Origin of the sequence: Pseudomonas sp. NPDC089395 (genome assembly GCF_044749525.1) — a bacterium.
GTDB lineage: Bacteria > Pseudomonadota > Gammaproteobacteria > Pseudomonadales > Pseudomonadaceae > Aquipseudomonas.
Genome location: NZ_JBIVID010000001.1, coordinates 628,062 through 649,124, shown reverse-complemented (window position 1 = coordinate 649,124; position 21,063 = coordinate 628,062). Strand labels below are relative to the sequence as shown.

17 protein-coding genes are annotated in these 21,063 nt (G+C 63.2%); 5 read left to right on the top strand and 12 right to left on the bottom strand.

What is annotated here, in order from left to right:
• Positions 1 to 46 precede the first annotated feature (46 nt).
• The gene (locus ACIPZG_RS03025) at positions 47 to 1,174 is read right to left on the bottom strand and encodes a GNAT family N-acetyltransferase (protein ID WP_400710061.1); all 1,128 of its coding nucleotides are present in this window, start codon (positions 1,172 to 1,174) and stop codon (positions 47 to 49) included.
• Between the two features lie 226 nt (positions 1,175 to 1,400).
• On the opposite strand from ACIPZG_RS03025, the gene ACIPZG_RS03020 reads away from it, so the two are divergent.
• On the top strand, positions 1,401 to 2,645 hold the full coding sequence (locus tag ACIPZG_RS03020; protein ID WP_400710058.1) for a putative porin: 1,245 nt from the start codon (positions 1,401 to 1,403) through the stop codon (positions 2,643 to 2,645).
• 200 nt (positions 2,646 to 2,845) lie between these two features.
• Here ACIPZG_RS03020 and ACIPZG_RS03015 read toward each other — a convergent pair whose 3' ends face one another.
• Entirely contained in the window at positions 2,846 to 3,967 is a 1,122-nt protein-coding gene (locus tag ACIPZG_RS03015; RefSeq protein ID WP_400710055.1) for a beta-ketoacyl-ACP synthase III, read from the bottom strand.
• A 184-nt stretch (positions 3,968 to 4,151) separates the two neighbouring features.
• A complete protein-coding gene (gene hrpA, locus ACIPZG_RS03010) occupies positions 4,152 to 8,057 on the bottom strand; it encodes an ATP-dependent RNA helicase HrpA (RefSeq protein WP_400710052.1) in 3,906 nt (1,301 codons plus the stop codon).
• 522 nt (positions 8,058 to 8,579) lie between these two features.
• Between hrpA and ACIPZG_RS03005 the strand changes: the two genes are divergently transcribed.
• Together ACIPZG_RS03005 and ACIPZG_RS03000 are read left to right on the top strand one after the other, a co-directional pair.
• Positions 8,580 to 9,944, top strand: coding sequence for a glutamine synthetase family protein (locus ACIPZG_RS03005; RefSeq protein WP_400641641.1), 1,365 nt, complete (start codon positions 8,580 to 8,582; stop codon positions 9,942 to 9,944).
• Between the two features lie 30 nt (positions 9,945 to 9,974).
• The gene (locus ACIPZG_RS03000; protein WP_400710049.1) at positions 9,975 to 11,282 is read left to right on the top strand and encodes an NAD(P)/FAD-dependent oxidoreductase; all 1,308 of its coding nucleotides are present in this window, start codon (positions 9,975 to 9,977) and stop codon (positions 11,280 to 11,282) included.
• Positions 11,283 to 11,438: 156 nt separating this feature from the next.
• On the opposite strand, the gene fadD1 is transcribed toward ACIPZG_RS03000, so the two are convergent.
• Both fadD1 and fadD2 read right to left on the bottom strand, forming a co-directional pair.
• Positions 11,439 to 13,136 (bottom strand): long-chain-fatty-acid--CoA ligase FadD1, encoded by a 1,698-nt coding sequence (fadD1, locus tag ACIPZG_RS02995; RefSeq protein ID WP_008097998.1) that lies wholly within the window; start codon positions 13,134 to 13,136, stop codon positions 11,439 to 11,441.
• A gap of 310 nt (positions 13,137 to 13,446) precedes the next feature.
• On the bottom strand, positions 13,447 to 15,135 hold the full coding sequence (gene fadD2 / locus ACIPZG_RS02990; RefSeq protein WP_400710046.1) for a long-chain-fatty-acid--CoA ligase FadD2: 1,689 nt from the start codon (positions 15,133 to 15,135) through the stop codon (positions 13,447 to 13,449).
• Positions 15,136 to 15,343: 208 nt separating this feature from the next.
• Between fadD2 and ACIPZG_RS02985 the strand changes: the two genes are divergently transcribed.
• Positions 15,344 to 16,288 (top strand): lysophospholipase, encoded by a 945-nt coding sequence (locus ACIPZG_RS02985; RefSeq protein ID WP_400710043.1) that lies wholly within the window; start codon positions 15,344 to 15,346, stop codon positions 16,286 to 16,288.
• Between the two features lie 33 nt (positions 16,289 to 16,321).
• Positions 16,322 to 16,792: a MaoC family dehydratase gene (locus tag ACIPZG_RS02980; RefSeq protein ID WP_400710040.1), complete on the top strand. Its 471-nt coding sequence runs from the start codon at positions 16,322 to 16,324 to the stop codon at positions 16,790 to 16,792.
• 123 nt (positions 16,793 to 16,915) lie between these two features.
• On the opposite strand, the gene ACIPZG_RS02975 is transcribed toward ACIPZG_RS02980, so the two are convergent.
• The 7 genes from ACIPZG_RS02975 to ACIPZG_RS02945 form a co-directional block, all read right to left on the bottom strand.
• Complete coding sequence (locus tag ACIPZG_RS02975; RefSeq protein ID WP_400710037.1) at positions 16,916 to 18,154, bottom strand: RNA polymerase sigma factor; 1,239 nt, start codon at positions 18,152 to 18,154, stop codon at positions 16,916 to 16,918.
• Positions 18,154 to 18,639 (bottom strand): SRPBCC family protein, encoded by a 486-nt coding sequence (locus ACIPZG_RS02970; RefSeq protein ID WP_400710034.1) that lies wholly within the window; start codon positions 18,637 to 18,639, stop codon positions 18,154 to 18,156. The genes ACIPZG_RS02975 and ACIPZG_RS02970 overlap by 1 nt, the downstream gene beginning before the upstream one ends.
• A 21-nt stretch (positions 18,640 to 18,660) precedes the next feature.
• Positions 18,661 to 19,005 carry a YciI family protein gene (locus ACIPZG_RS02965; protein WP_008098803.1) on the bottom strand — a complete coding sequence of 115 codons (345 nt, stop codon included), beginning with the start codon at positions 19,003 to 19,005 and terminating at the stop codon, positions 18,661 to 18,663.
• A gap of 44 nt (positions 19,006 to 19,049) precedes the next feature.
• On the bottom strand, positions 19,050 to 19,475 hold the full coding sequence (locus tag ACIPZG_RS02960) for a YybH family protein (RefSeq protein WP_400710031.1): 426 nt from the start codon (positions 19,473 to 19,475) through the stop codon (positions 19,050 to 19,052).
• A 236-nt stretch (positions 19,476 to 19,711) separates the two neighbouring features.
• Positions 19,712 to 20,356 (bottom strand): LysE family translocator, encoded by a 645-nt coding sequence (locus ACIPZG_RS02955; RefSeq protein ID WP_400710028.1) that lies wholly within the window; start codon positions 20,354 to 20,356, stop codon positions 19,712 to 19,714.
• 78 nt (positions 20,357 to 20,434) lie between these two features.
• The gene (locus ACIPZG_RS02950; protein WP_400710025.1) at positions 20,435 to 20,767 is read right to left on the bottom strand and encodes a type II toxin-antitoxin system HicB family antitoxin; all 333 of its coding nucleotides are present in this window, start codon (positions 20,765 to 20,767) and stop codon (positions 20,435 to 20,437) included.
• Positions 20,764 to 21,018 carry a type II toxin-antitoxin system HicA family toxin gene (locus ACIPZG_RS02945; protein ID WP_400710022.1) on the bottom strand — a complete coding sequence of 85 codons (255 nt, stop codon included), beginning with the start codon at positions 21,016 to 21,018 and terminating at the stop codon, positions 20,764 to 20,766. The genes ACIPZG_RS02950 and ACIPZG_RS02945 overlap by 4 nt, the downstream gene beginning before the upstream one ends.
• Positions 21,019 to 21,063: the final 45 nt, after the last annotated feature.

The following is a 21,063-nucleotide window of genomic DNA, read 5'->3' as shown; positions in this document are numbered from 1 at the left end:
GTGAGGACCCTATCGCCGGCAAGCCGGCGATAGGGCCCCAGACGCTTCAATCCCTGCGATAAGGCAACATCCCCCACGCCTCCTCGGCATACCCCCTCACCCCTTCCCGCTCCTGGCGCAGAAAGTCCTCCACCGCCCGCCGCAGCCCTGGATGCAGCAGGTAATGCCACGACCGCGTCAGCACCGGCTCGAACCCGCGAATCAGCTTGTGCTCCCCCTGCGCCCCCGCGTCGAACCGCTGCAGCCCTTCGGCAATCGCAAAGTCCATACCCTGGTAGAAACAGGTTTCGAAGTGCAGCCGGTCGAACTCATCCAGGCAGCCCCAGTAACGTCCGAACAAACTGTCTCCACCCACCAGACTCAAGGCCATGGCCACATCGCGCCCGCCCTGCCTGGCCATCACCACCCGTATCGCTTCAGGCATGCGCTCGGCCAGCAGGCTGAAGAACTCTCGGGTCAGGTACGGCGAACGCCTGCGCACGGCATAGGTGTTGGCATAGCACAGATAGATGAAATCCCATTGGGCCTCATCCAGTTCATCGCCACGGTACCAGCGAAAGTCGATGCCGTGCCCGGCCACCTGCTCACGCTCCTTGCGCATCTGCTTGCGCTTGCGTGAGCTCAGGCTGTCGAGAAAGTCCTGGAAGTCGCGGTAGCCGCGGTTGCGCCAGTGGAACTGGCACCCCAGGCGCTCCATCCAGCCTGGCAAGCCGGCCATCTGACCGTCGAGGCTGGCGTCGGTGAAGTTGATGTGGGCACTGGAGAGTCCGCCCTTGCTCAGGTACTCCGGCAAAGCCTGCAGCAGCAGCAGGCCATCGGCAGGGTCCGTGGCCAGCAAGCGTGGGCCGCTGACCGGGCTGAAGGGCACTGCCCCCAGCAGTTTGGGGTAGTAGGCGATACCGGCGCGCTCGCAGGCATCGGCCCAACCGTGGTCGAACACATACTCGCCATACGAGTGCCACTTGCGGTAGGCCGGCAGCAACGCCCGAACCTGCCCGTCACGCTCCAGTACCAGGTGTTCGGCGGCCCAGCCGCCAGCGGGGGCCACACTGCCGCTGTCTTCCATCGCACTGAGAAAGGCATGGCGCAGGAAGGGTTGGCCGTCGGGCACCAAGGCGTCCCAGGTCGCCGTGGGCAGGTCGCGCAGATGGGCAAGGCTGTAGAGGCTGGTCACGGTGTCGACTCTTGGCTGAACGCCCTCAGTATTGCGGAAGGACCCTTTAATACTCAATTACTTAACCGCAGTGCCACTAATTAGACATTATTCTGTCATTCGCCCTCGCAATACTTGCGCCTGTTTTCCGGAACCCCAGAACCTGTCTATTCAGGCCCTTTCCGAAGACATGCCAACCTGGGGGCGGCGCTGAGCCTCCCCAATATTTTTCAGTAGGGAGAACCTTATGCGTCTTGTTTCTACACTTACCGGAGCGAGCCTCACCGGCATGATGCTGGCTCTTAGTACTCCGGCCAGTGCTGCTGTCGACGCCAAGCTGCTCGAAATGCTCCGCGCCAATGGCTCGATCAACCAGGCGCAGTACAACGAACTGCAAGGCGACCTGGCAAAAGAAACCAAGGAAAAGGCCGACCAGAAAGCTCAGTCCGAACGCATGAGCGCCTTCGAACAGAAAGTGGCATGGGCCGCCAAGACCCAGATCAAGGGTGATGTGCGCCTGCGCTACGAAGACGTCAACGTCGACAACCCGAACTCGCGCAGCGGCAACCAGGACCGTGAACGCGTCCGTGCCCGCGTTGGCTTCTACAGCGAAATCAACCCACAGGTCGACGCTGGCGTGCGCGTGGCCACCGGCAGCAGCGCCGATGCCCGCTCGACCAACCAGAGCCTGGACAACTACTTCGAGAAGAAGTCGCTGTGGCTCGACCTGGCCTACCTCGACTGGCACCCCACTGCCCTGCCGAACCTGCACCTGATCGGCGGCAAGATGCTCCAGCCTTGGGTAAGCATGGGCGACATCATCTGGGACAGCGACATCAACCCCGAGGGCGTGGCCGTCACCTACAAGACCAACCTTGGCCCGGCCGAGGTGTTCGGCAGCGCCGGTCACTACAACCTGAAGGACAACGTCGACGGCGACGGTGTGCAGTACAAGCATGACGCTCAGCTGTACCACGGCCAGTTGGGCACCAAGTTCAATGTCGCCGATACGGTCAAGATGACCGTCGGCGGCAGCCTTTATGCCTATGACAACGACGAAGAATCGGCCGCCCTGCGCTCGCTGGGCAACACCACCGACCAGTTCAACCTGGTGGAAGGCTTCGGCCAGGTGGACTTCACCGGCTTCGCCATCCCGCTGTCGGCCTATGGCCAGTACGTCAAGAACACCCAGAGCACCGATGGCAAGGACATCGGCTGGCTGGCGGGCCTGAAGAGCAAGCTGGGCGCCTGGAGCCTGGACTACAACTACCGCGACGTGCAGCGTAACGCTGTGGTCAGCCTGTTCACCGATTCCGACTTCGGTAACGGCTTCACCGGCTCGCGCGGCCACAAGTTCAAGGTTGGCTACGAGATCGACAAGAACTTCGCCCTTGGCGCGACCTACTTGATGGCCAAGACCGATTACTCCAACCTGCCGAACAGCGATGCTGACGTAGATACGCTGCAGGTCGATCTGGAAGCCAAGTTCTAAGCTTTAGCTCCCCTGTGTTACGCAGGCGGGAAGCACCGACCCCATCCGGTGCTTCCCGCCTTTTTTTGTCTGCCAGAAATGCGCCGGCCTCTTCGCGGGGCAAGCCCGCTCCCACAGGTACGCCACTGTTTCTGAATTCAGCAGTGAACCTGTGGGAGCGGGCTTGTCCCGCGAAGAGGCCGGAACAGACAGCCTGAAAATCAGCGCTTGCGCAGAATCACACTCCCAATCGAATACCCCGCGCCAAACGAGCTCAATACGCCCAGCGCGCCCTTGGCCAGATCATCCTGGTACAAGTGGAAGGCAATCACCGACCCCGCCGAACTGGTGTTGGCATAACGGTCGAGAATCACCGGTGCGTCTTCCTCGGCCACTTCACGCCCCAGCAGCTTCTTCACGATCAGGTGGTTCATGCTCAGGTTGGCCTGGTGCAACCAGAAGCGCTTGACGTCGGACGGTTGCAGGTCGTTCTCGCCCAGGTGCTTGCCGATCAGTTCGGCGACCATCGGGCAGACTTCCTTGAACACCTTACGGCCTTCCTGCACGAACAGTTTGTCGCGCGCGCCGATGCCCTCTTCCGCCGTGCGGTTGAGGAAACCGAAGTTGTTGCGGATGTTGTTGGAAAACGCCGTCAGCAACTTAGTGCCGACGATGTCGAACTGGTGTGCCGAGGTAGCCAGGTCGGCACGCTCGACCAGCACCGCCGTAGCAGCGTCCCCGAAGATGAAGTGGCTGTCGCGGTCGCGGAAGTTCAGGTGCCCGGTGCAGATTTCCGGGCTGACCACCAGCAACGCGCGGGCCTGGCCCAACTGCACGCTGTTGGCGGCGGTCTGGATGCCGAAGGTGGCCGACGAGCAGGCCACGTTCATGTCGAAGGCAAAGCCCTGGATACCCAGTGCCTGTTGCACCTCGATGGCGATGGCCGGGTACGGGCGCTGCAGGTTGGAACAGGCGACGATCACCCCGTCGACATCGGCTGCGGTCCGACCGGCACGCTCCAGCGCCTGGCGGGCTGCGGCCACGCCCATCTCGCACAGGATCGACTGCTGGTCATTGGCGCGTTCCGGCAGGCGTGGCTTCATGCGCTGCGGGTCGAGGATACCGGCCTTGTCCATGACGAAGCGGCTCTTGATGCCCGACGCTTTCTCGATGAAGGCGACATCGGACAGCGGCGCGGCTTCAACCTCGCCGCGCTCGATGGCCGCAGCGTTGTCGCGGTTGAATTGCTGCGACCAAGCGTTGAAGGACTCCACCAGTTCTTCGTTGGAAATGCTTTGGGCCGGGGTATACAGGCCGGTGCCGCTGATCACGACGTTATGCACGGTGGTTCCTCTGGTCAAAGGCCATCGCCCTGGGCGTTGGCTGAAAAATGGACAGTGGCACTTCAGTACCAATTCTGGAGCGAGGACGTTGCCCTCTATCGCAGGCAAGCGCGCTCCTGCAAAGGAACGCGCTTGCCTGCGAAGCAGCCGCAAATTGCATCAATATTGCCACAACTTCGAGTGTTTAGGCTTCCACCTGAGACCACTGTTTGCTGAGGCGCTTGTCGGAAATTGGCACTTTTGTGCCCAACTGTTGAGCGAACAGCGACACCCGATACTCCTCAAGCAACCAGCGGTACAGGGTCAGCTGCTCGTCGCGCTTGCCCTCCTGGGCATGCTTGTCGGCACGCGCCTTGTACTGGGCCCAAAGGTTGCTCAACTCACCGCTCCACACCCGGTCCTTCTGCACCTGGCTGCCGAGTTTTTCCAGGCGCAGTTCCACCGCCTTCAGGTAACGTGGCAACTCCTTGAACCAGGCATTCGGCGTCTCGCGCACGAAGCCCGGATAGACCAGATTGGCCAACTGCTGCTTGATATCGTTCAGGGCCACGGCCTGGCTCAGGTCGATCTTGCCCTTGAAGCGCTTCTGCAGGCCATGCCACAGCTTGAGCACCTCCAAGGTCTGCCGCGCCAGACGCTCGGCATGCTCGGCCCAACTGCCGCGCTTGCGCTCGGCCAGCCCGGCCAAGGCCGCGCCATCGCGTGGCAGGCTCGCTTCACCTTCGAGGATGCAGGTGTCCAGGCTGGCCAGCAGGATGTCTTCCACCAGCGCCTCGACGCGCCCAAGTTCACGGTACAGCAAGCCCAATTCGGTCAGGCCCGGCAGCTTGCCCCGCAGGAACTTGGCAGGTTCGGCCAACTGCTGCAGCAACAGGCGCTGCAAGGCGCGGCGGTGCTGGAACTCGGCTTCGGCCTGGGTCGAGAATCGACCTTCCCGCACGCTGCCGTTCTCTTCCACCAACGCCGGATACACCGTCATCGACAACCCGGCGATCTTCTGCTGGGCAGTCTGCTTCACCTCGCTGAAGGCCTTGGCCTGCACCGGCTGTTCGGCCCTGTCGTTGCGCGGCACCGCCAACGCTGCCTGGCTGGCGGCGGCAAAGCGCGCGGTCAGCTCGGCCAAGTCGCGGCCCTCGCCGAGGAACTTGCCCTCACCGTCGACCACTTCGATGTTCATCCGCAAATGGCCTTCGACCAGGCTGATGGACTCTTCCCAGGCCTCGTCGGACACGCGGACGCCGGTCATGCGCAGCAGCTCCTGGCCCAGCGCCTGGGGCAGCGCCCCTTGGCCGAAGGTCATGCGCGCCAGGGCGGCCTTGACGAAGTCCGGCACCGGCACGAAATTCTTGCGCAGGGCCTTGGGCAAGCTGCGCACCAGGGCCACGCACTTGGCCTCCAGCAAGCCTGGCACCAACCACTCCAGGCGCTCGCCCGGCAGGCTCGGCAACAACGGCGCCGGCACCCGCACGGTGACGCCGTCACGTGGGTGACCGGGTTCGAAGTGATACGTCAGGGGCAGGCGCAGTTCGCCCACCTGCAGGCTGTCGGGGTATTGCGCGGCGGTGACTTCACTGGCCTCACGGGCCAGCACGTCTTCCTCGCGCATGATCAGCAGGTTGGCGTCCTTCTGGCTGCCCATGCGGTACCAGCTGTCGAACGTAGCGGTCTGGTGGATCTCGGCCGGCAAGCGCGCTTCGTAGAAGCCGTACAGGGTTTCTTCATCGGCCAGGATGTCGCGTCGGCGGGCCTTGGCCTCCAGCTCGTCGAGCGCTTCGAGCAGGCGCTTGTTGGCCGCCAGGCACTTGGCGCGCGACTGGATCTCGCCACCGACCAGGCCCTCGCGGATGAACAACTCACGCGAAGTGACCGGGTCGATCGGGCCGTAATGCACGGGGCGACGGCCGACCAGAATCAGGCCGTACAAGGTGATCTGCTCGTAGGCCACGACCTGCCCGCGCTTTTTCTCCCAGTGAGGCTCGAAGTGGTTCTTCTTCACCAGGTGGCCGGCCAGTGGTTCGATCCAGTCGGGTTCGATCTTGGCCACCATGCGCGCATACAGCTTGGTGGTCTCGACCAGCTCGGCGGCCATCAGCCACTGCGGCCGCTTGCGGCCGATGCCCGACGACGGGTGCACCCAGAAGCGCCGCTGGCGCGCGCCTTGATAGTCGCCTTCTTCGGTCTTCTGGCCGATCTGGCTGAGCAGGCCGCTGAGGATGGCCTTGTGCATTTTCTGGTAGTCGGACGGTTCCTTGTTCACCGCCAGCTGCAGCTCACGGCAGATCAGCGCCAGCTGGCGATGGGCATCGCGCCATTCGCGCAGGCGCAGGTAATTGAGGAAGTGCTTGCGGCACCAATTACGCAGTGGGTTGGCCGTCAGTTCCTGGCGTTGTTCCTCGAAACCACGCCACAGGTTGACCAGCCCAGCGAAGTCGGAGTCGACATCCTTCCACTGTGCGTGCGCCTGGTCAGCGGCCTGCTGGCGCTCCGGCGGACGCTCGCGCGGGTCTTGCACCGACAGCGCACTGGCGACGATCAGCACTTCCTGCAGGCTGCCCTGGCGGGCGCCTTCGAGCAGCATGCGACCCAGCCGCGGGTCGATCGGCAGGCGTGCCAACTGGCGGCCGAGTGGGGTCAACTGGTTCTCGCGGTTGACCGCCGAAAGCTCCTGCAACAGGTTGAAACCATCGCTGATGGCCTTGCCATCCGGCGGCTCGATGAACGGGAATGCGTCAATGTCACCCAGGCGCAGGTGCAGCATCTGCAGGATCACCGCCGCCAGGTTGGTACGCAGGATTTCAGGGTCGGTGAACGCCGGCCGGCCGTTGAAATCCTCTTCGCTGTACAGGCGGATGCAGATGCCGGGTTCGACCCGGCCGCAACGGCCCTTACGTTGGTTGGCGCTGGCCTGGGACACGGCCTCGATCGGCAGGCGCTGAACCTTGGCGCGGTAGCTGTAGCGGCTGATGCGCGCAGTGCCGGTGTCGATCACGTAGCGGATGCCGGGCACGGTCAGCGAGGTTTCGGCGACGTTGGTCGACAGCACCACGCGGCGCCCGGTGTGCGTCTGGAAGATGCGCTGCTGTTCGGCCGGTGACAGGCGGGCGTACAGCGGCAAAATTTCGGTATGACGCAGTTGCGCCTTGCGCAGGATCTCGGCGGCATCGCGAATTTCACGCTCGCCCGGCAGGAACACCAACACATCGCCCGGGCCCTTGCCCTCGCTGCGTTCGTGATGGGCGATCTCGTCGAGGGTGGCGAGGATCGCCTGGTCGACGGTGAGATCGTCCTCGACCTGGTTGCCCTCTTCGTCCTGCTCGCTGGTCAGCGGGCGATACCAGGTGTCGACCGGGTAGGTACGACCGGACACCTCGATGATTGGCGCGTCATCGAAGTGCTTGGAGAAGCGCTCCAGGTCGATGGTCGCCGAGGTGATGATCAGCTTCAGGTCTGGCCGGCGATGCAGCAGGGTCTTGAGGTAGCCGAGGAGGAAATCGATGTTCAGGCTGCGCTCGTGCGCTTCGTCGACGATGATCGTGTCGTAGCGTTCGAGGAAGCGGTCATGCTGGGTCTCGGCCAGCAGGATGCCGTCGGTCATCAGCTTGACCAGGGTATTGGCGTCACTCTGGTCTTCGAAACGTACCTGGTAACCGACCAGCCCGCCGAGCGGCGTGCCCAGTTCTTCGGCCACCCGCGCTGCCACGCTGCGCGCGGCGATTCGGCGTGGCTGGGTGTGGGCGATCAGGCCATGGCTGCCACGGCCCAGCTCCAGGCAGATCTTGGGCAGTTGGGTGGTCTTGCCCGAGCCGGTTTCGCCGGCGATCACCAAGACCTGGTTTTCTGCCAGTGCTTTCTTGATTTCGTCGCGCTTGGCGGCTATCGGCAGGCTGTCGTCGTAGCGAATGTGCGGCACGCTTTGCTGGCGCGCAGTGACCTGGGCGCAGGATGCCTGGACCTTCTCCACCCACTGGGCAAGCTTGGCCTCGTCGGGGCGCTTGCGCAGTTCATGGATCTGCCGACGCAGACGATGACGGTCGGCGATCATGGCGTGGTCGAGGTTTTGCAGCAGTTTGTCGATGGCGTGGTCAGTCATGGGGCTTTTTAGTGATGCAGGTGGGCCTGCTTTTTCATGATCGGCATTCGTGAGAGCCGCGATTGTCGCAGATTTGCCGGTTGTTTGCTGTCTGTACCGGCCCTATCGCCGGCAAGCCGGCTCCCACAGGGGCCGGCGCTGGCCTGCTCTTTGTGGGAGCCGGCTTGCCGGCGATAGGGCCAGTGGCGACACCACGAATGTTTAGCCAAGTCCGATCTGAAGGTTGCCATTCACTGCTTTAATCAACCTTGAGCCGCATGTGAGTATCAAAGGCATGACCCCCGCACCGACCATCGCCCCGCCGCTGTCCCGCCCTTCGCTACCGAAGGCCAGGACCTGCGCCGGCGAAAATCCGCTGGTCCATGTGATCCTCGCCTTCTGGGCCCTGTGGCACTGCCGCCACGCCCGCCCACCGGATACTTCGCTCTCGCCTCTCTGAACATACCCGGCCGTCCCTCGGCCGATTGACTCAGCCGGACCGCAGCCAAGCGGCGGTCCTGTGTGCCCACGAGCGAATCCATCATGCACTTTGCACCCGTAGAGCAAGCCAGCCGTTTTCTCGCCGACAACCCGGACATCGAGCTGTTCGAACTGTTCATCCTCGACGCCAACGGCGTACCCCGCGGCAAGCTGCTGCACCGCGAGGAACTGCTGGCGGTGTACCAGAGCGGCCGCCCGCTGCCCAGCACCATCCTGGGCCTGACCCTGAACGGCGATGACGTGGAGAACTCCGGCCTGGTCTGGGACGTCGGCGATATCGACTGCCGCGCCTACCCCCTGGACGGGAGCCTGGTGCGCCTGCCCTGGCGCCGTGTGCCGACCGCTGCCGTGCAGGTCAGCATGCACCCCAGCGAAGGCCTGCCGGCCAGCGTCGCCGACCCGCGCCATGTGCTGCTGCGCACCGTCGAAGCCCTGAAGGCCGATGGCTACCACCCGGTGATGGCCTGCGAGCTGGAGTTCTACCTGCTCGACCAGAAGCGCGATGCCCAGGGCCGCCCGCAACCGGCTTTGGACAACGACGGCGGCCGCCCGCGCAGCACTCAGGTCTATGGCCTGCGCGAGCTGGAGCAGATCGAGCCGTTCCTCGCCGACCTCTACGCGGCCTGCAAGGCGCAAGGCATCCCGGCCCGCACGGCGATCTCCGAATACGCCCCGGGCCAGGTGGAAATCACCCTGGAGCATGGCGATGCACTGGAGGCCATGGACCAGGCCGTGCGCTACAAGCGCCTGGTCAAGGGCGTGGCCCATGCCCATGGCATGCAAGCCTGTTTCATGGCCAAGCCCTTCGCCCAACTGGCCGGCACCGGCATGCACATGCACCTGAGCCTGGCCGACAGCGCCGGCAACAACCTGTTCGCCAGCGAGGACAAGGCCGGCACCCCGCTGCTACGCCAGGCAGTGGCGGGCATGCTGCGTCACCTGCGCGACTCGCTGTTGCTGTTCTGCCCCAACGCCAACTCGTTCCGCCGCTTCCAGGCCAACAGCTACGCGCCGCTGGCCCCGACCTGGGGCGTCGACAACCGCACCGTGAGCCTGCGCGTGCCCGGCGGGCCGGCCAACAGCCGCCATGTGGAGCACCGCATCTGCGGCGCCGATGCCAACCCTTACCTGGCAGCGGCAGCCATCCTCGCCGCCAGCCATCGCGGCATCCGCGAGCAGCTCGACCCGGGCGCACCCGTCGAAGGCAACGGCTACGCCCAGGCCACCGAGCACCTGCCCACCGACTGGCTGACCGCCCTCGACGCGCTGGAGCGCTCGGAGTGGGCCCGGGAAGCGCTCGGCGAAGCCTTCCTTGGCGTGTACCTGAAGGTCAAGCGTGCCGAATACCGCCAGTTCATGGCCGAAGTCAGCGAACAGGACTGGCGCTGGTACCTGCACCAGGCCTGAGCCCTACCCTATTCAGAACAAGGAATACCCATGAACGCAGCAGTGAACAACGGCCCGGCCCAGCGCGCGCCGTCCTACTACAGCGCCTCGCTCAACGACCACACCGAGTACCCACAACTCAAGGGTACGGTGCAGGTCGACGTGGCCATCATCGGCGGCGGCTTCACCGGCGTGGCCACCGCCGTCGAGCTGGCCGAGCGCGGCCTCAAGGTGGCGGTGGTGGAAACCAACCGTATCGGCTGGGGCGCGAGCGGGCGTAACGGCGGGCAAGTCACCGGCAGCCTGTCGGGCGACGAGGCCATGCGCACGCAGATGCGCCAGCGGTTGGGCAGCGATGTCGACGACTTCATCTGGCACCTGCGCTGGCGCGGGCATCAGATCATCGAGCAGCGCGTCGAGCGCTATGGCATCGACTGCGACCTCAAGCGTGGCCACCTGCACGCGGCAATGAAGCCTGCCCATATGGACGAGTTGCGCGGTTTCCAGGCTGAGGCCCAGCGCCGCGGCATGGGTGAGCAGGTGCAACTGCTCGACCGCACTGCCGTCGCCGATCATCTGCAGAGCCCGTTGTACCTCGGCGCGCTGAAGAACCTGCGCAACCTGCACCTGCATCCGCTCAACCTGTGCCTCGGCGAGGCTCGCGCCGCCCACAGCCTGGGTGCGCTGATCTTCGAGAATTCCGAGGTGCTGGACATCGTCCACGGCCCACGTCCGGCGGTGGTCACTGCCCAGGGCCGGATCGAGGCACGCCAGGTCATGCTGGCTGGCGACGTCTACCACAAGCTGGAAAAACGACAGCTCAAGGGCAAGATCTTCCCAGCCATGGGCGGCATCGTCACCACGGCGCCGCTAGGTGAGCTGGCCGAGCAGATCAACCCGCAGGACCTGGCGGTGTACGACTGCCGCTTCGTCCTCGATTACTACCGCCTGACGGCGGACAAACGCCTGCTGTTCGGCGGTGGCGCCAATTATTCGGGCAAGGATTCGCGTGATATCGAAGGCGAACTGCGGCCGTGCATCGAGCGCACCTTCCCGGCGCTCAAGGGTGTGCCGATCGAGTTCCAGTGGAGCTGCGCGATGGGCATCGTGGTCAACCGCATTCCGCAGTTGGGCAAGCTCTCGGACAATGTCTGGTATTGCCAGGGCTATTCGGGGCATGGCATCGCTACCAGCCATATCATGGGCGAGATCATGGCCGAGGCGCTGACCGGGACGCTGGAGAAGTTCGATACCTTCGCGGCGTGCAAGCACATCAAGGTGCCGATGGGGGATCTGCTGGGGAATCCGCTGTTGGCGGCGGGGATGTGGTACTACCAGATGCTGGAAAAACTGCGCTGATTCTTCAGGCCAGCACCCTCATGTAGGAGCGGCCTTGTGTCGCGAAAGGGCCGCGCAGCGGCCCCAGATTCTCAGCTATTTGCCTAGAATGCTGGGGCCGCTGCGCGGCCCTTTCGCGACACAAGGCCGCTCCTACAGCAATCGCACAGGGCCAGATCAGGCGATCTTCTTCAGCCCCTGCTTCTTCAACTCTTCATCACGCAGTTCGCGACGCAGGATCTTGCCCACGTTGGTGGTCGGCAAGGCATCACGGAACTCGATGAAACGCGGCACCTTGTAACCGGTGACGTTGGCACGCATGTGCTCCATCACCTGCTCCTTGGTCACGGTCATGCCTGGCTTGACCACGATGAACACCTTGATCACCTCACCCGACTTCTCGTCCGGCACGCCGATCGCGGCGCACTGCAGCACACCCGGCAAGCCCGCAAGCACGTCTTCCAGCTCGTTGGGGTACACGTTGAAGCCCGAGACCAGGATCATGTCCTTCTTGCGGTCGACGATGCGCATGTAGCCGTCGGGCTGGATGAGGGCGATGTCACCGGTCTTCAGCCAACCTTCGGCATCGAGGATCTCGGCGGTGGCATCTTCACGCTGCCAGTAGCCCTTCATCACCTGCGGGCCCTTGACGCACAGCTCTCCCGTTTCGCCCAGCGGCAGTTCATTGCCGCTGTCGTCGATGATCTTGCACAGGGTCGACGGCACGGGGATACCAATGGTACCGACCTGGTTGGCCTCGGCCGGGTTGACCGCCGCCACCGGGCTGGTCTCGGTCATGCCGTAGCCTTCGCAGATAGCGCAACCGGTGACCGTCTTCCAGCGTTCGGCCACGCTCAACTGCAAGGCCATGCCACCGGACAAGGTGATTTTCAGTGCCGAGAAATCCAGCGCGCGGAACGCCTCGTTGTTGCACAGGGCAACGAACAAGGTGTTGAGGCCGACGAAGCCGCTGAACTTCCATTTGCTCAGTTCCTTGACCATCGCGGGCAAGTCGCGCGGGTTGCTGATCAGCACGTTGTGGTTGCCGATCAGCATCATTGCCATGCAATGGAAGGTAAAGGCGTAGATGTGGTACAGCGGCAACGGGGTGATCAGGATTTCGCAGCCTTCGTGCAGGTTCGCACCCATCAGCGCACGGCACTGCAACATGTTGGCCACCAGGTTGCGGTGGGTCAGCATCGCGCCCTTGGCAACGCCGGTGGTACCACCGGTGTACTGCAGCACCGCCACGTCGTTGGCCTGCGGGTTGGCTTCGCTGACCGGCTGACCTTTACCCAGCGCCAGGGCGTCGTTGAATCGCACGGCACGCGGCAGGTTGTAGGCCGGTACCATCTTCTTCACGTACTTGATGACGCTGTTGATCAGCAGGCGCTTGAGCGGCGGCAGCAGGTCGGCCACTTCGGTGACGATGACGTGCTTGACCTGGGTCTTGGGCACCACCTTCTCGGCCAGATGGGCCATGTTGGCCAGACACACCAGGGCCTTGGCACCGGAGTCGTTGAACTGGTGTTCCATCTCCCGTGCGGTGTACAGCGGGTTGGTGTTGACCACGATGAGCCCGGCGCGCATGGCGCCAAATACCGCTACCGGATACTGCAGGACATTGGGCAGTTGCACGGCAATGCGATCACCCGGCTTGAGGTCGGTGTGCTGCTGCAGCCAGGCGGCAAAGGCACCCGACAGCGCGTACAACTCGCCGTAGGTGATAGTCTTGCCCAGGTTGCTAAAGGCCGGTTTGTCGGCAAAGCGTTGGCAGGATTGCTTCAATACCGCCTGGATATTGGGGAATTCGTCAGGATTGATTTCCGCCGTAATCCCGGCTGGGTATTTATCCTTCCAAAAATGTTCGATCATGGAAGCCCACTCCTTCAGCAACAGCGAAGTTCGATTCACGCGTCGATGCGCTTATTATTGATATGTGATGGCGGTTCATTGCAAACCGAATCATCTGAAAGCGCGCCGAGAGTAACAGCTTTGCTTGGGGTCGCCTAGAGGCCAAATTTGGCCTTTACGGTCACGAAAGTGACTCAATGAACGATACAAGTCATTTTTAGAGTATTTATCCAAAATGTCGCGGAATGGCTGGAATTTCTGGTCAGGAGTGGCATTTTAGAGCGGCTGAGGGCCCCATCGCCGGCAAGCCGGCGGTGGGGCCGCCGCGAATTCAAGCGATGTCGCGCAACTCGCGCCGCAGAATCTTGCCCACCGGCGTCATCGGCAACGATTCACGCAACACAATGTGCTTGGGCACCTTGTACCCCGTGAAGTTGGCCTTGCAGTAGGCCTTGAGCTCATCCAGGCTGAGACCGCCCTCGCGCGCCACCACGAACAGCTTCACCGCCTCCCCGGAACGCTCGTCCGGCACCCCGATGGCCGCGCAGTTGGCCACTTGCGGATGGCCCATGATCACATCCTCGATCTCGTTGGGGTACACGTTGAAGCCCGAGACGATGATCATGTCCTTCTTGCGGTCGACGATGCGGGTGAAGCCGTCCGGGTCGATCACCGCGATGTCGCCGGTCTTGAACCAGCCTTCAGCGTCCAGCGCCTGGGCGGTGGCTTCGGGTTGCTGCCAATAGCCCTTCATCACTTGCGGCCCCTGGATGCACAACTCGCCCCGCTCACCCACCGGCAACTCGTTGCCCTCGTCGTCGATGACCTTGAACGCAGTGCCCGCCACGGGCATACCCACGGTGCCCAGGCGCGCCAGCTGGCCATAGGGGTTGGTGCTGGCCACAGGCGAGGTTTCGGTCAGGCCATAGCCTTCGACGATGCGGCAGCCGGTGAGGCTCTCCCAGCGCTCGGCAGTGGCCTTGACCAGCGCCGTACCGCCCGAGTTGGTGACCTTGAGCGCAGAGAAATCCAGCTGACGGAAACCGGGATGGTCCATCAAGGCAACGAACAAGGTGTTCAAGCCCAGCAACCCCGAGAAGCGCCATTTGCCGAGTTCCTTGATGAAGCCGGGAATATCGCGCGGGTTGGTGATCAGTACGTTGTGGTTGCCGGTGACCATCATGCACATGCAGTTCGCGGTAAAGGCATAGATGTGGTACAGCGGCAGCGGCGCGATCATCACCTCCTGGCCGTCCTTGATCATCTTCTGCCCGTCCGGGCCGTGCTGGGAGAAGCAGGCCAGCACCTGGAGCATGTTCGCCACCAGGTTGCCGTGGCTGAGCATGGCCCCCTTGGCCAGCCCGGTGGTGCCGCCGGTGTATTGCAGCACGGCGATGTCGTCGAGGGTCAAGGGTACCGGCTTGTGCACCAGGCCGCGGCCCTCGCGCAGTACCTGCTTGAACGAAACCGCCTGTGGCAGGTGGTAGGCCGGGACCATTTTCTTCACCTTGTCGACCAAGGTGTTGACCAGCCAGCCCTTGGCCGTGGGCAACAGGTCGCCCATCTTCGCCTCGATCAAGTACTCGATGCCGGTATCCGGCAGTACCTCCTGCACGCGCTTGCCGAACATGTTCAGGTACACCAGCGCGCGGGCACCGGAATCCTTGAACTGATGGCGCATCTCGCGCTCGGTATACAGCGGATTGGTGTTGACCACGATCAGCCCGGCACGCAAGGCACCGAACACCGCGATGGGGTATTGCAGGACGTTGGGCATCTGCACCGCGATGCGGTCGCCCGGTACCAGGTCGGTATGCTGCTGCAGCCAGGCGGCGAAAGCCGCGGAATGGCGCTCGAGCTCGGCATAGGTCAGGGTCACGCCAAGGTTGCTGAACGCCGGGCGGTCGGCGAAGCGCTTGCAGGAGCGCTCGAACACCTCGACGACCGAGGTGTATGCATGGATGTCGATGGTGGAAGGTACGCCCGCCGGGCGCTTGTCATTCCAGAAGTCGGCTTGCATTTATTGTTGTTCCTCTGCCTTGACCTGCATGATCCCTTGCCTCGTTTGCCTGATGGCAAAAAGGCGTTGAACCGACGTTAGCAGGTAAGCCGAAGGTGGCATATACGCCAAGTGCCGCCATTAACATTGTGAATCTTATTTGTGCCCTTCCTGCAATCCGGGCGGTTGTGCATACACTGTGCTCGTACCCCTGCGCAAAGGATTCGCCATGCCCCACGACGCCTTCTGGCTGCCCGCCAGCGAGCATTGCAGCCTGTACGTGCATCAATGGCTGCCAGCCACGCCGGTCAAGGCGGTGGTGCTGCTGGCGCACGGCATGGCCGAGCATGCCGGCCGCTACCAGCGTCTGGGACATGCCCTCAGCGAGGCCGGCTACGCGCTGCTGGCACCCGACCTGCGCGGCCACGGCCGTACCGCCGAGCTCGGCAACCTTGGCCTGTTCGCCCGAAAGCATGGCTGGAATGCCGTGGTCAACGACCTCGGTTTGCTAGCCCAGCACATCGGCCAGCAGTTTCCCTGCACTCCGCTGTTCCTGTTCGGCCACAGCATGGGCAGCTACATCGCCCAGGCCTACCTGATGCACCACAGTGGCAGCGTGCATGGAGCGGTACTCAGTGGCTCCAACCTGCAACCGCCGGCGCTGTACCGAGCGGCGCGCCTGATTGCCCGCCTGGAAACCTTGCGCCAGGGGCCATTGGGCAAAAGTGCCTTGATCGACTGGCTGTCGTTCGGCTCGTTCAACAAAACCTTCAAGCCCAATCGCACGACTTTCGACTGGCTAAGCCGCGATCCTGTCGAAGTCGACAAGTACGTCGAAGACCCGCTGTGCGGCTTTCGCTGCAGCAACCAGCTGTGGCTCGATCTGCTGCAGGGCCTGGCGCAGATCAGCCAGGCCAGGAATTTGGCGCAGATCGACCCGAACCTGCCGTTGCTGGTAATTGGCGGCGAATGTGATCCGGTGAGTGCCGGCAAGCGTCTCACTCATCTGGCCGACGCCCTGCGCGCGACCGGCAATCGACATGTACAGCTGCGCGTCTATCCTGAGGCGCGGCACGAAGTGCTGAATGAACTCAACAAAGACGAGGTCACCGCCGATATCCTCGCTTGGCTGGAGCAGGCGCTGGCCCTTGGCCGCCCTGCTCGCAGTGAATGATGGCTGCCTCGTCCTTTCATCAAGGAAACGCCAATGACCCAGGTCACCAACACGCCGTACGAAGCTCTTGAAGTGGGCCAGACGGCCAGTTACGAGAAGTCCGTGGAAGAACGCGACATCCAGCTGTTCGCCGCCATGTCCGGTGACCACAACCCGGTGCACCTGGATGCCGAGTTCGCCGCCAAGAGCATGTTCCGCGAGCGCATTGCCCATGGCATGTTCAGCGGTGCACTGATCAGCGCCGCCGTCGCCTGCACCTTGCCCGGCCCTGGCACCATCTACCTGGGCCAGAAGATGAGCTTCCAGAAGCCCGTGAAGATCGGCGACACGCTGACCGTGCGCCTGGAAATCCTCGAGAAGCTGCCCAAGTTCAAGGTGCGCATCGCCACCAACGTGTACAACCAGAACGATGAACTGGTGGTCGAGGGCGAGGCCGAGATCCTGGCGCCGCGCAAGCAGCAGACCGTTGAACTGGTGTCGCCGCCGAATTTCGTTGCCCGCTGATTGATTCCGTCAGTACCGGCCCTATCGCCGGCAAGCCGGCTCCCACAGGTACCCCACTGAACCCAATAACGGTGGCATCTCTGTGGGAGCCGGCTTGCCGGCGATAGGGCCGGTACAGCCACCTCATCCCAACGCCTGCAATCGCTGTTCGATATGCCGCCGCTCCGGCGCCTGCCGGGTCAGCTCCAGCGCCCGCCGCCAGGCCGCCCTGGCCTCTTCGACATTGCCCAGTTGCTGGTGCAGCTCGGCCCGCGCCGCATGCGCCAGGTGATACTCACTCAAGTCCCCAGCCCGCAGAATCGCCTCGACCTCACGCAACCCCACCTGCGGCCCATCCCGCTGGGCCAGCGCCACGGCCCGATTAAGCGCCACCACGGGTGAAGGCCAATGCTGCTGCAGCACATCGTAAAGCCCGACGATTTCCACCCAGTCCGTTTCATCGGCGCTCGGTGCCTCGGCATGCACTGCAGCGATCGCCGCCTGCACGGTATAGGCCCCGAACGCGCGGCTGCGCAACGCCAGCCGCACCAGCTCGCAACCTTCGCTGATCTGTTCGCGGTCCCAAAGGCTGCGATCCTGCTGGTCGAGCAGCACCAGGTTGCCCTCGGCATCACTGCGCGCCCGCTGCCGCGATGCCTGCAACAGCATCAGCGCCAGCAGGCCGACGGCCTCCGGGTCCGGCAACAGCTGCACCAGCAGACGTCCGAGGCGAATCGCCTCATCGCTCAGCGCCTGTTGCAGCACCTCCTCGCCGGAAGACGCCGAGTAACCCTCGTTGAACACCAGGTAGATCACGCGCAACACACTCTCCAGCCGCTCCGGCAGCTCGTGCAGCTCCGGCACCTGGTAAGGAATGCACGCATCGCGGATCTTGGCCTTGGCGCGCACGATGCGCTGGGCGATGGTCGCCGGGCTCTGCAGAAACGCCCGGGCAATCTGCTCGGTGGTCAGGTCGCAGACTTCGCGCAGGGTCAACGGCACCTGAGCATCGGCGGCCAGGGCCGGGTGGCAGCAGGTGAAGATCAGCCGCAGGCGGTCGTCGGCGAGCAATTCCTCCTCGCTGGGGTCTTGGCCCTGGCCCTCGATGAGCATGATCAGGTCTGCCTGGGAGCGGTCGAACCGTGCGCGCCGGCGCAGCGCGTCGATGGCCTTGAAGCGGCCGGCCGACACCAGCCAGGCGCGCGGATTGTCCGGGATACCATCGCGCTGCCAACGCTCCACGGCAATGAAGAAGGCATCGTGCAGGGCCTCCTCGGCCAGGTCGAAATCGCCCAGCAAACGGATCAGCGTCGCGAGAATGCGCCGCGAGTCGCGGCGGTACACCGCCTCGACTTCAGCACGCACCGCGCTCACCTGCACCATCAGTCCGGCATCCGCTGGGTCACGACCTCCACCAGGCGGTCCAGACTTTCTCCCCAGCCCTGGTAGAAGCCCATTTCTTCATGGGCACGGCTGTCGGCAGCGTTCCAGTGCCAGGCGCGGGCGGTGTAACGGGTCTTGCCCTGTTCCTCGTCAAAGGTGATGACCGCCGTCATGAAGGCTTTGTCCGAAGGCACCCAGCCCGGGCCGAACGCATCGGTGAATACCAGCCGACGTGGGGCGGCGATTTCCAGGAACACGCCCTGGGTTGGGTACTCGGTGCCATCTGGCGCGCGCATCAAGGTACGCAAGAGGCCGCCGACCCACAGCTGCATCTCGCATTCCGGTGTCGTCATGCCATGCGGCCCCCACCACTGCATCAGCCATTCGGGCTCGGTCCAGGCACGGAACACTTTGGCCGGTGGCGCATCGATCAGGCGGCTGATGGACAATTCGTGCTGCGCTTGCGCAGGCTGGGCAAGGCTCATGCTGGTTGTTCTCCGTGGCTGTCAGGGCTGCAATTCGCGCACTGGCCGTACTTCAACGCTGCCGACCCGCGCAGCGGGGATGCCCTTGGCGATGTTGAGCGCCTCGTTGAGATCGCGGGCATCGACCAGGTAAAAGCCCGCCAATTGTTCTTTGGTTTCCGCGAACGGACCATCGGTCAGGCTCATGCGCCCTGCGCGCATGCGCACCGTGGTGGCGGTCTGCACAGGCTTGAGCGCCTCCGCTGCGAGCATGCGCCCGGAGCCGTGCAGCGCTTCGGCGTAGGCCATGCATTCGGCATCTTCCGGGCTGTCGGGCAGGCTGTGCAGCAGCCCTTCGTCACAATAGACCAGGCACAGGTATTTCATGGTCGTCTCCAGGGCATCGGCAAAGTGCGTTTGGCGATAGCGGCTCAGGGCTTGAGATCGAACAGTGCTTTCTGGGTTTCCATGTCGAACGGTGCCGACCAGTGTTCGTGGATCACCTGCCACTGGCCGCCTACCTTGCGATAGCCCACGGTGGCGCGCATGAAGCCGCACTGGCTTTCATCGTCTGACGGGCCACAGCGGTTGAGCCAGTGGGCCAGGCCCAGGTCGCCATCGGCATGCACGGTGAGCTCGGCCAGTTCGAAGACCATGGGGCCGGTGCAAAAGCCCATGCACATTTCCCAATGCGCCTGGTACACGGCCTTGCCCTTGAATTGCAGTTCCTTGATGGCATCGAAGGCGACGATATCGTCGGCGTAGGGCGCGACGATGTTTGGGATGTCACGGTCGCGCACGGCCTGCATCCAGCGCTCGATCAGTTGGCGGATTTCGGATTCGGCTTGGGAGTTCATCGGGTTCTCTCCGAAGTAGTGAGTGGCCACGGCGTTTGCGGGGCCTTCAACACTGGTCGAACGGAGGAGCAGAAAATCGACATGAATGGCATGGCGGTCGATGGACGGTGATGCGCGAAGTGTTCGCCATGCCATTTTCAGGGGGTTCAAGATCCAGCGCCGCGCGGGCGGCGCTGGATCTGGAGGGCGCCAAAGCGCTAAAACCGTGCCCCTCGCACCCACACCACGATCACTGCCTACACCACCGGGCTGGCCAGGATAAATTCACGGTAGCCCGAAACGATGACATACACCGCGAAGTAGCAAAAAATCGCCGCCGACAACAGGTACGACCAGGTCAGCAGCCGATCACCCAGCAAGCGCCCCCCATGGCTGGCAATGCCGCACAGGCTCATGCACCAGACCAGCCCGGCAGCGAAGAAGCCGCCAAGAAACAATCCCGCATCCAGCAAGCTGCCGCCGCCGGAGCGGGAAATCAGTACGCCCCCTACCGCAGCGAACCACAGAATCGCACTGGGCGACGACATGGCCAGGAAGATACCGCGCAAGAACTCGCGCCATCCCGACTCCACCACCACCTCTGCTCGCGTCTCCATATGCCCACCGCGCCAGGCAGCCATCAGCATCTTCAGTGCGAACCAGACCAGTAACGCCGAGCCACCCAGCCACAACGTCCAGCGCACGCTTTCGAACTGCAACAGCACGGTCATGCCGGCAAGCGCCGCAATCGCGTAGACCAGGTCGCCGACACAAGTGCCAAGGCCGAGCCAGAACCCTTGAAGGAAGCCGCGCTGCATGGCCAGGGTGATCATCGCGATGTTGGCGATACCGATATCGAGGCACAGGGACAGGCTGAGGAGAAAACCGTTGGAGAATGGCATTGAGTACTCGGTGGCTGACCAATGAGGCGCGGTAGAGCCTGCCACGAGTGAAGTGGGGATTGGAAGCGAGGTGTTCGGTCAGGCGAAAGCCGCCTGTTCGAACACCTCATCTGCCCACTGGTTCAAGCTCTTGCCGGCAGCACGAGCGGCAATGCTGGCAGCTGCATGCACCTCCGGCCGGATACGCAGCATGACCTTGCCCGATGCGGGCTTTTCAGGGGTGATGCCTTGTTCGGCGCAGTCGGCCAGATAATCCTCCAACGCTTCACCGAAGGCTTCATGAAGCTCGGGGACAGAGCTTGCGTGAAAGCTGATGATGTCGCGCATGCCAAGCACGCGGCCGACGAAAATATCGTCACGTTCATCGTATTCGATTCGGGCGGCATAGCCCTTGTAGCGCATGCAACTCATAGGCTGACTCCTGCCCGCAACAAGAATTCGCGGGCTTCTTCAATCTGATACCGCCTGGCTTCCTTGCCTGGATGGGGGCGATGGCATCTCCAGCACTGGCCGCCAAGCATCAGCTTGACCCTGGACCCTTGCCGCTCCAGCACCTCGCCGCCGAGGTGAAGCACCCGTGCTTCGATCTCGGAAAAGGCCAATGACGATGTGGTTGGCGTCCGGTGGATGGCATCGAAAATCTTTCGGTATCGAGTGTTCATGGAAAAATGCTATCAAAATGAGATAGCACTTTTTCCTCAATATTC

Excerpts from the sequence above, each read along its gene's own strand:
- ACIPZG_RS02965 (WP_008098803.1), bottom strand. The coding sequence starts at position 19,005 with ATGAAATACCTGTGCCTGGTCTATTGTGACGAAGGGCTGCTGCACAGC.
- fadD2 (WP_400710046.1), bottom strand. The coding sequence starts at position 15,135 with ATGCAAGCCGACTTCTGGAATGACAAGCGCCCGGCGGGCGTACCTTCC.
- ACIPZG_RS03000 (WP_400710049.1), top strand. The coding sequence starts at position 9,975 with ATGAACGCAGCAGTGAACAACGGCCCGGCCCAGCGCGCGCCGTCCTAC.
- ACIPZG_RS02980 (WP_400710040.1), top strand. The coding sequence starts at position 16,322 with ATGACCCAGGTCACCAACACGCCGTACGAAGCTCTTGAAGTGGGCCAG.
- ACIPZG_RS02975 (WP_400710037.1), bottom strand. The coding sequence starts at position 18,154 with ATGGTGCAGGTGAGCGCGGTGCGTGCTGAAGTCGAGGCGGTGTACCGC.
- hrpA (WP_400710052.1), bottom strand. The coding sequence starts at position 8,057 with ATGACTGACCACGCCATCGACAAACTGCTGCAAAACCTCGACCACGCC.
- ACIPZG_RS02960 (WP_400710031.1), bottom strand. The coding sequence starts at position 19,475 with ATGAACTCCCAAGCCGAATCCGAAATCCGCCAACTGATCGAGCGCTGG.
- ACIPZG_RS02970 (WP_400710034.1), bottom strand. The coding sequence starts at position 18,639 with ATGAGCCTTGCCCAGCCTGCGCAAGCGCAGCACGAATTGTCCATCAGC.
- ACIPZG_RS02945 (WP_400710022.1), bottom strand. The coding sequence starts at position 21,018 with ATGAACACTCGATACCGAAAGATTTTCGATGCCATCCACCGGACGCCA.
- ACIPZG_RS02950 (WP_400710025.1), bottom strand. The coding sequence starts at position 20,767 with ATGAGTTGCATGCGCTACAAGGGCTATGCCGCCCGAATCGAATACGAT.
- ACIPZG_RS02955 (WP_400710028.1), bottom strand. The coding sequence starts at position 20,356 with ATGCCATTCTCCAACGGTTTTCTCCTCAGCCTGTCCCTGTGCCTCGAT.
- fadD1 (WP_008097998.1), bottom strand. The coding sequence starts at position 13,136 with ATGATCGAACATTTTTGGAAGGATAAATACCCAGCCGGGATTACGGCG.
- ACIPZG_RS03020 (WP_400710058.1), top strand. The coding sequence starts at position 1,401 with ATGCGTCTTGTTTCTACACTTACCGGAGCGAGCCTCACCGGCATGATG.
- ACIPZG_RS02985 (WP_400710043.1), top strand. The coding sequence starts at position 15,344 with ATGCCCCACGACGCCTTCTGGCTGCCCGCCAGCGAGCATTGCAGCCTG.
- ACIPZG_RS03005 (WP_400641641.1), top strand. The coding sequence starts at position 8,580 with ATGCACTTTGCACCCGTAGAGCAAGCCAGCCGTTTTCTCGCCGACAAC.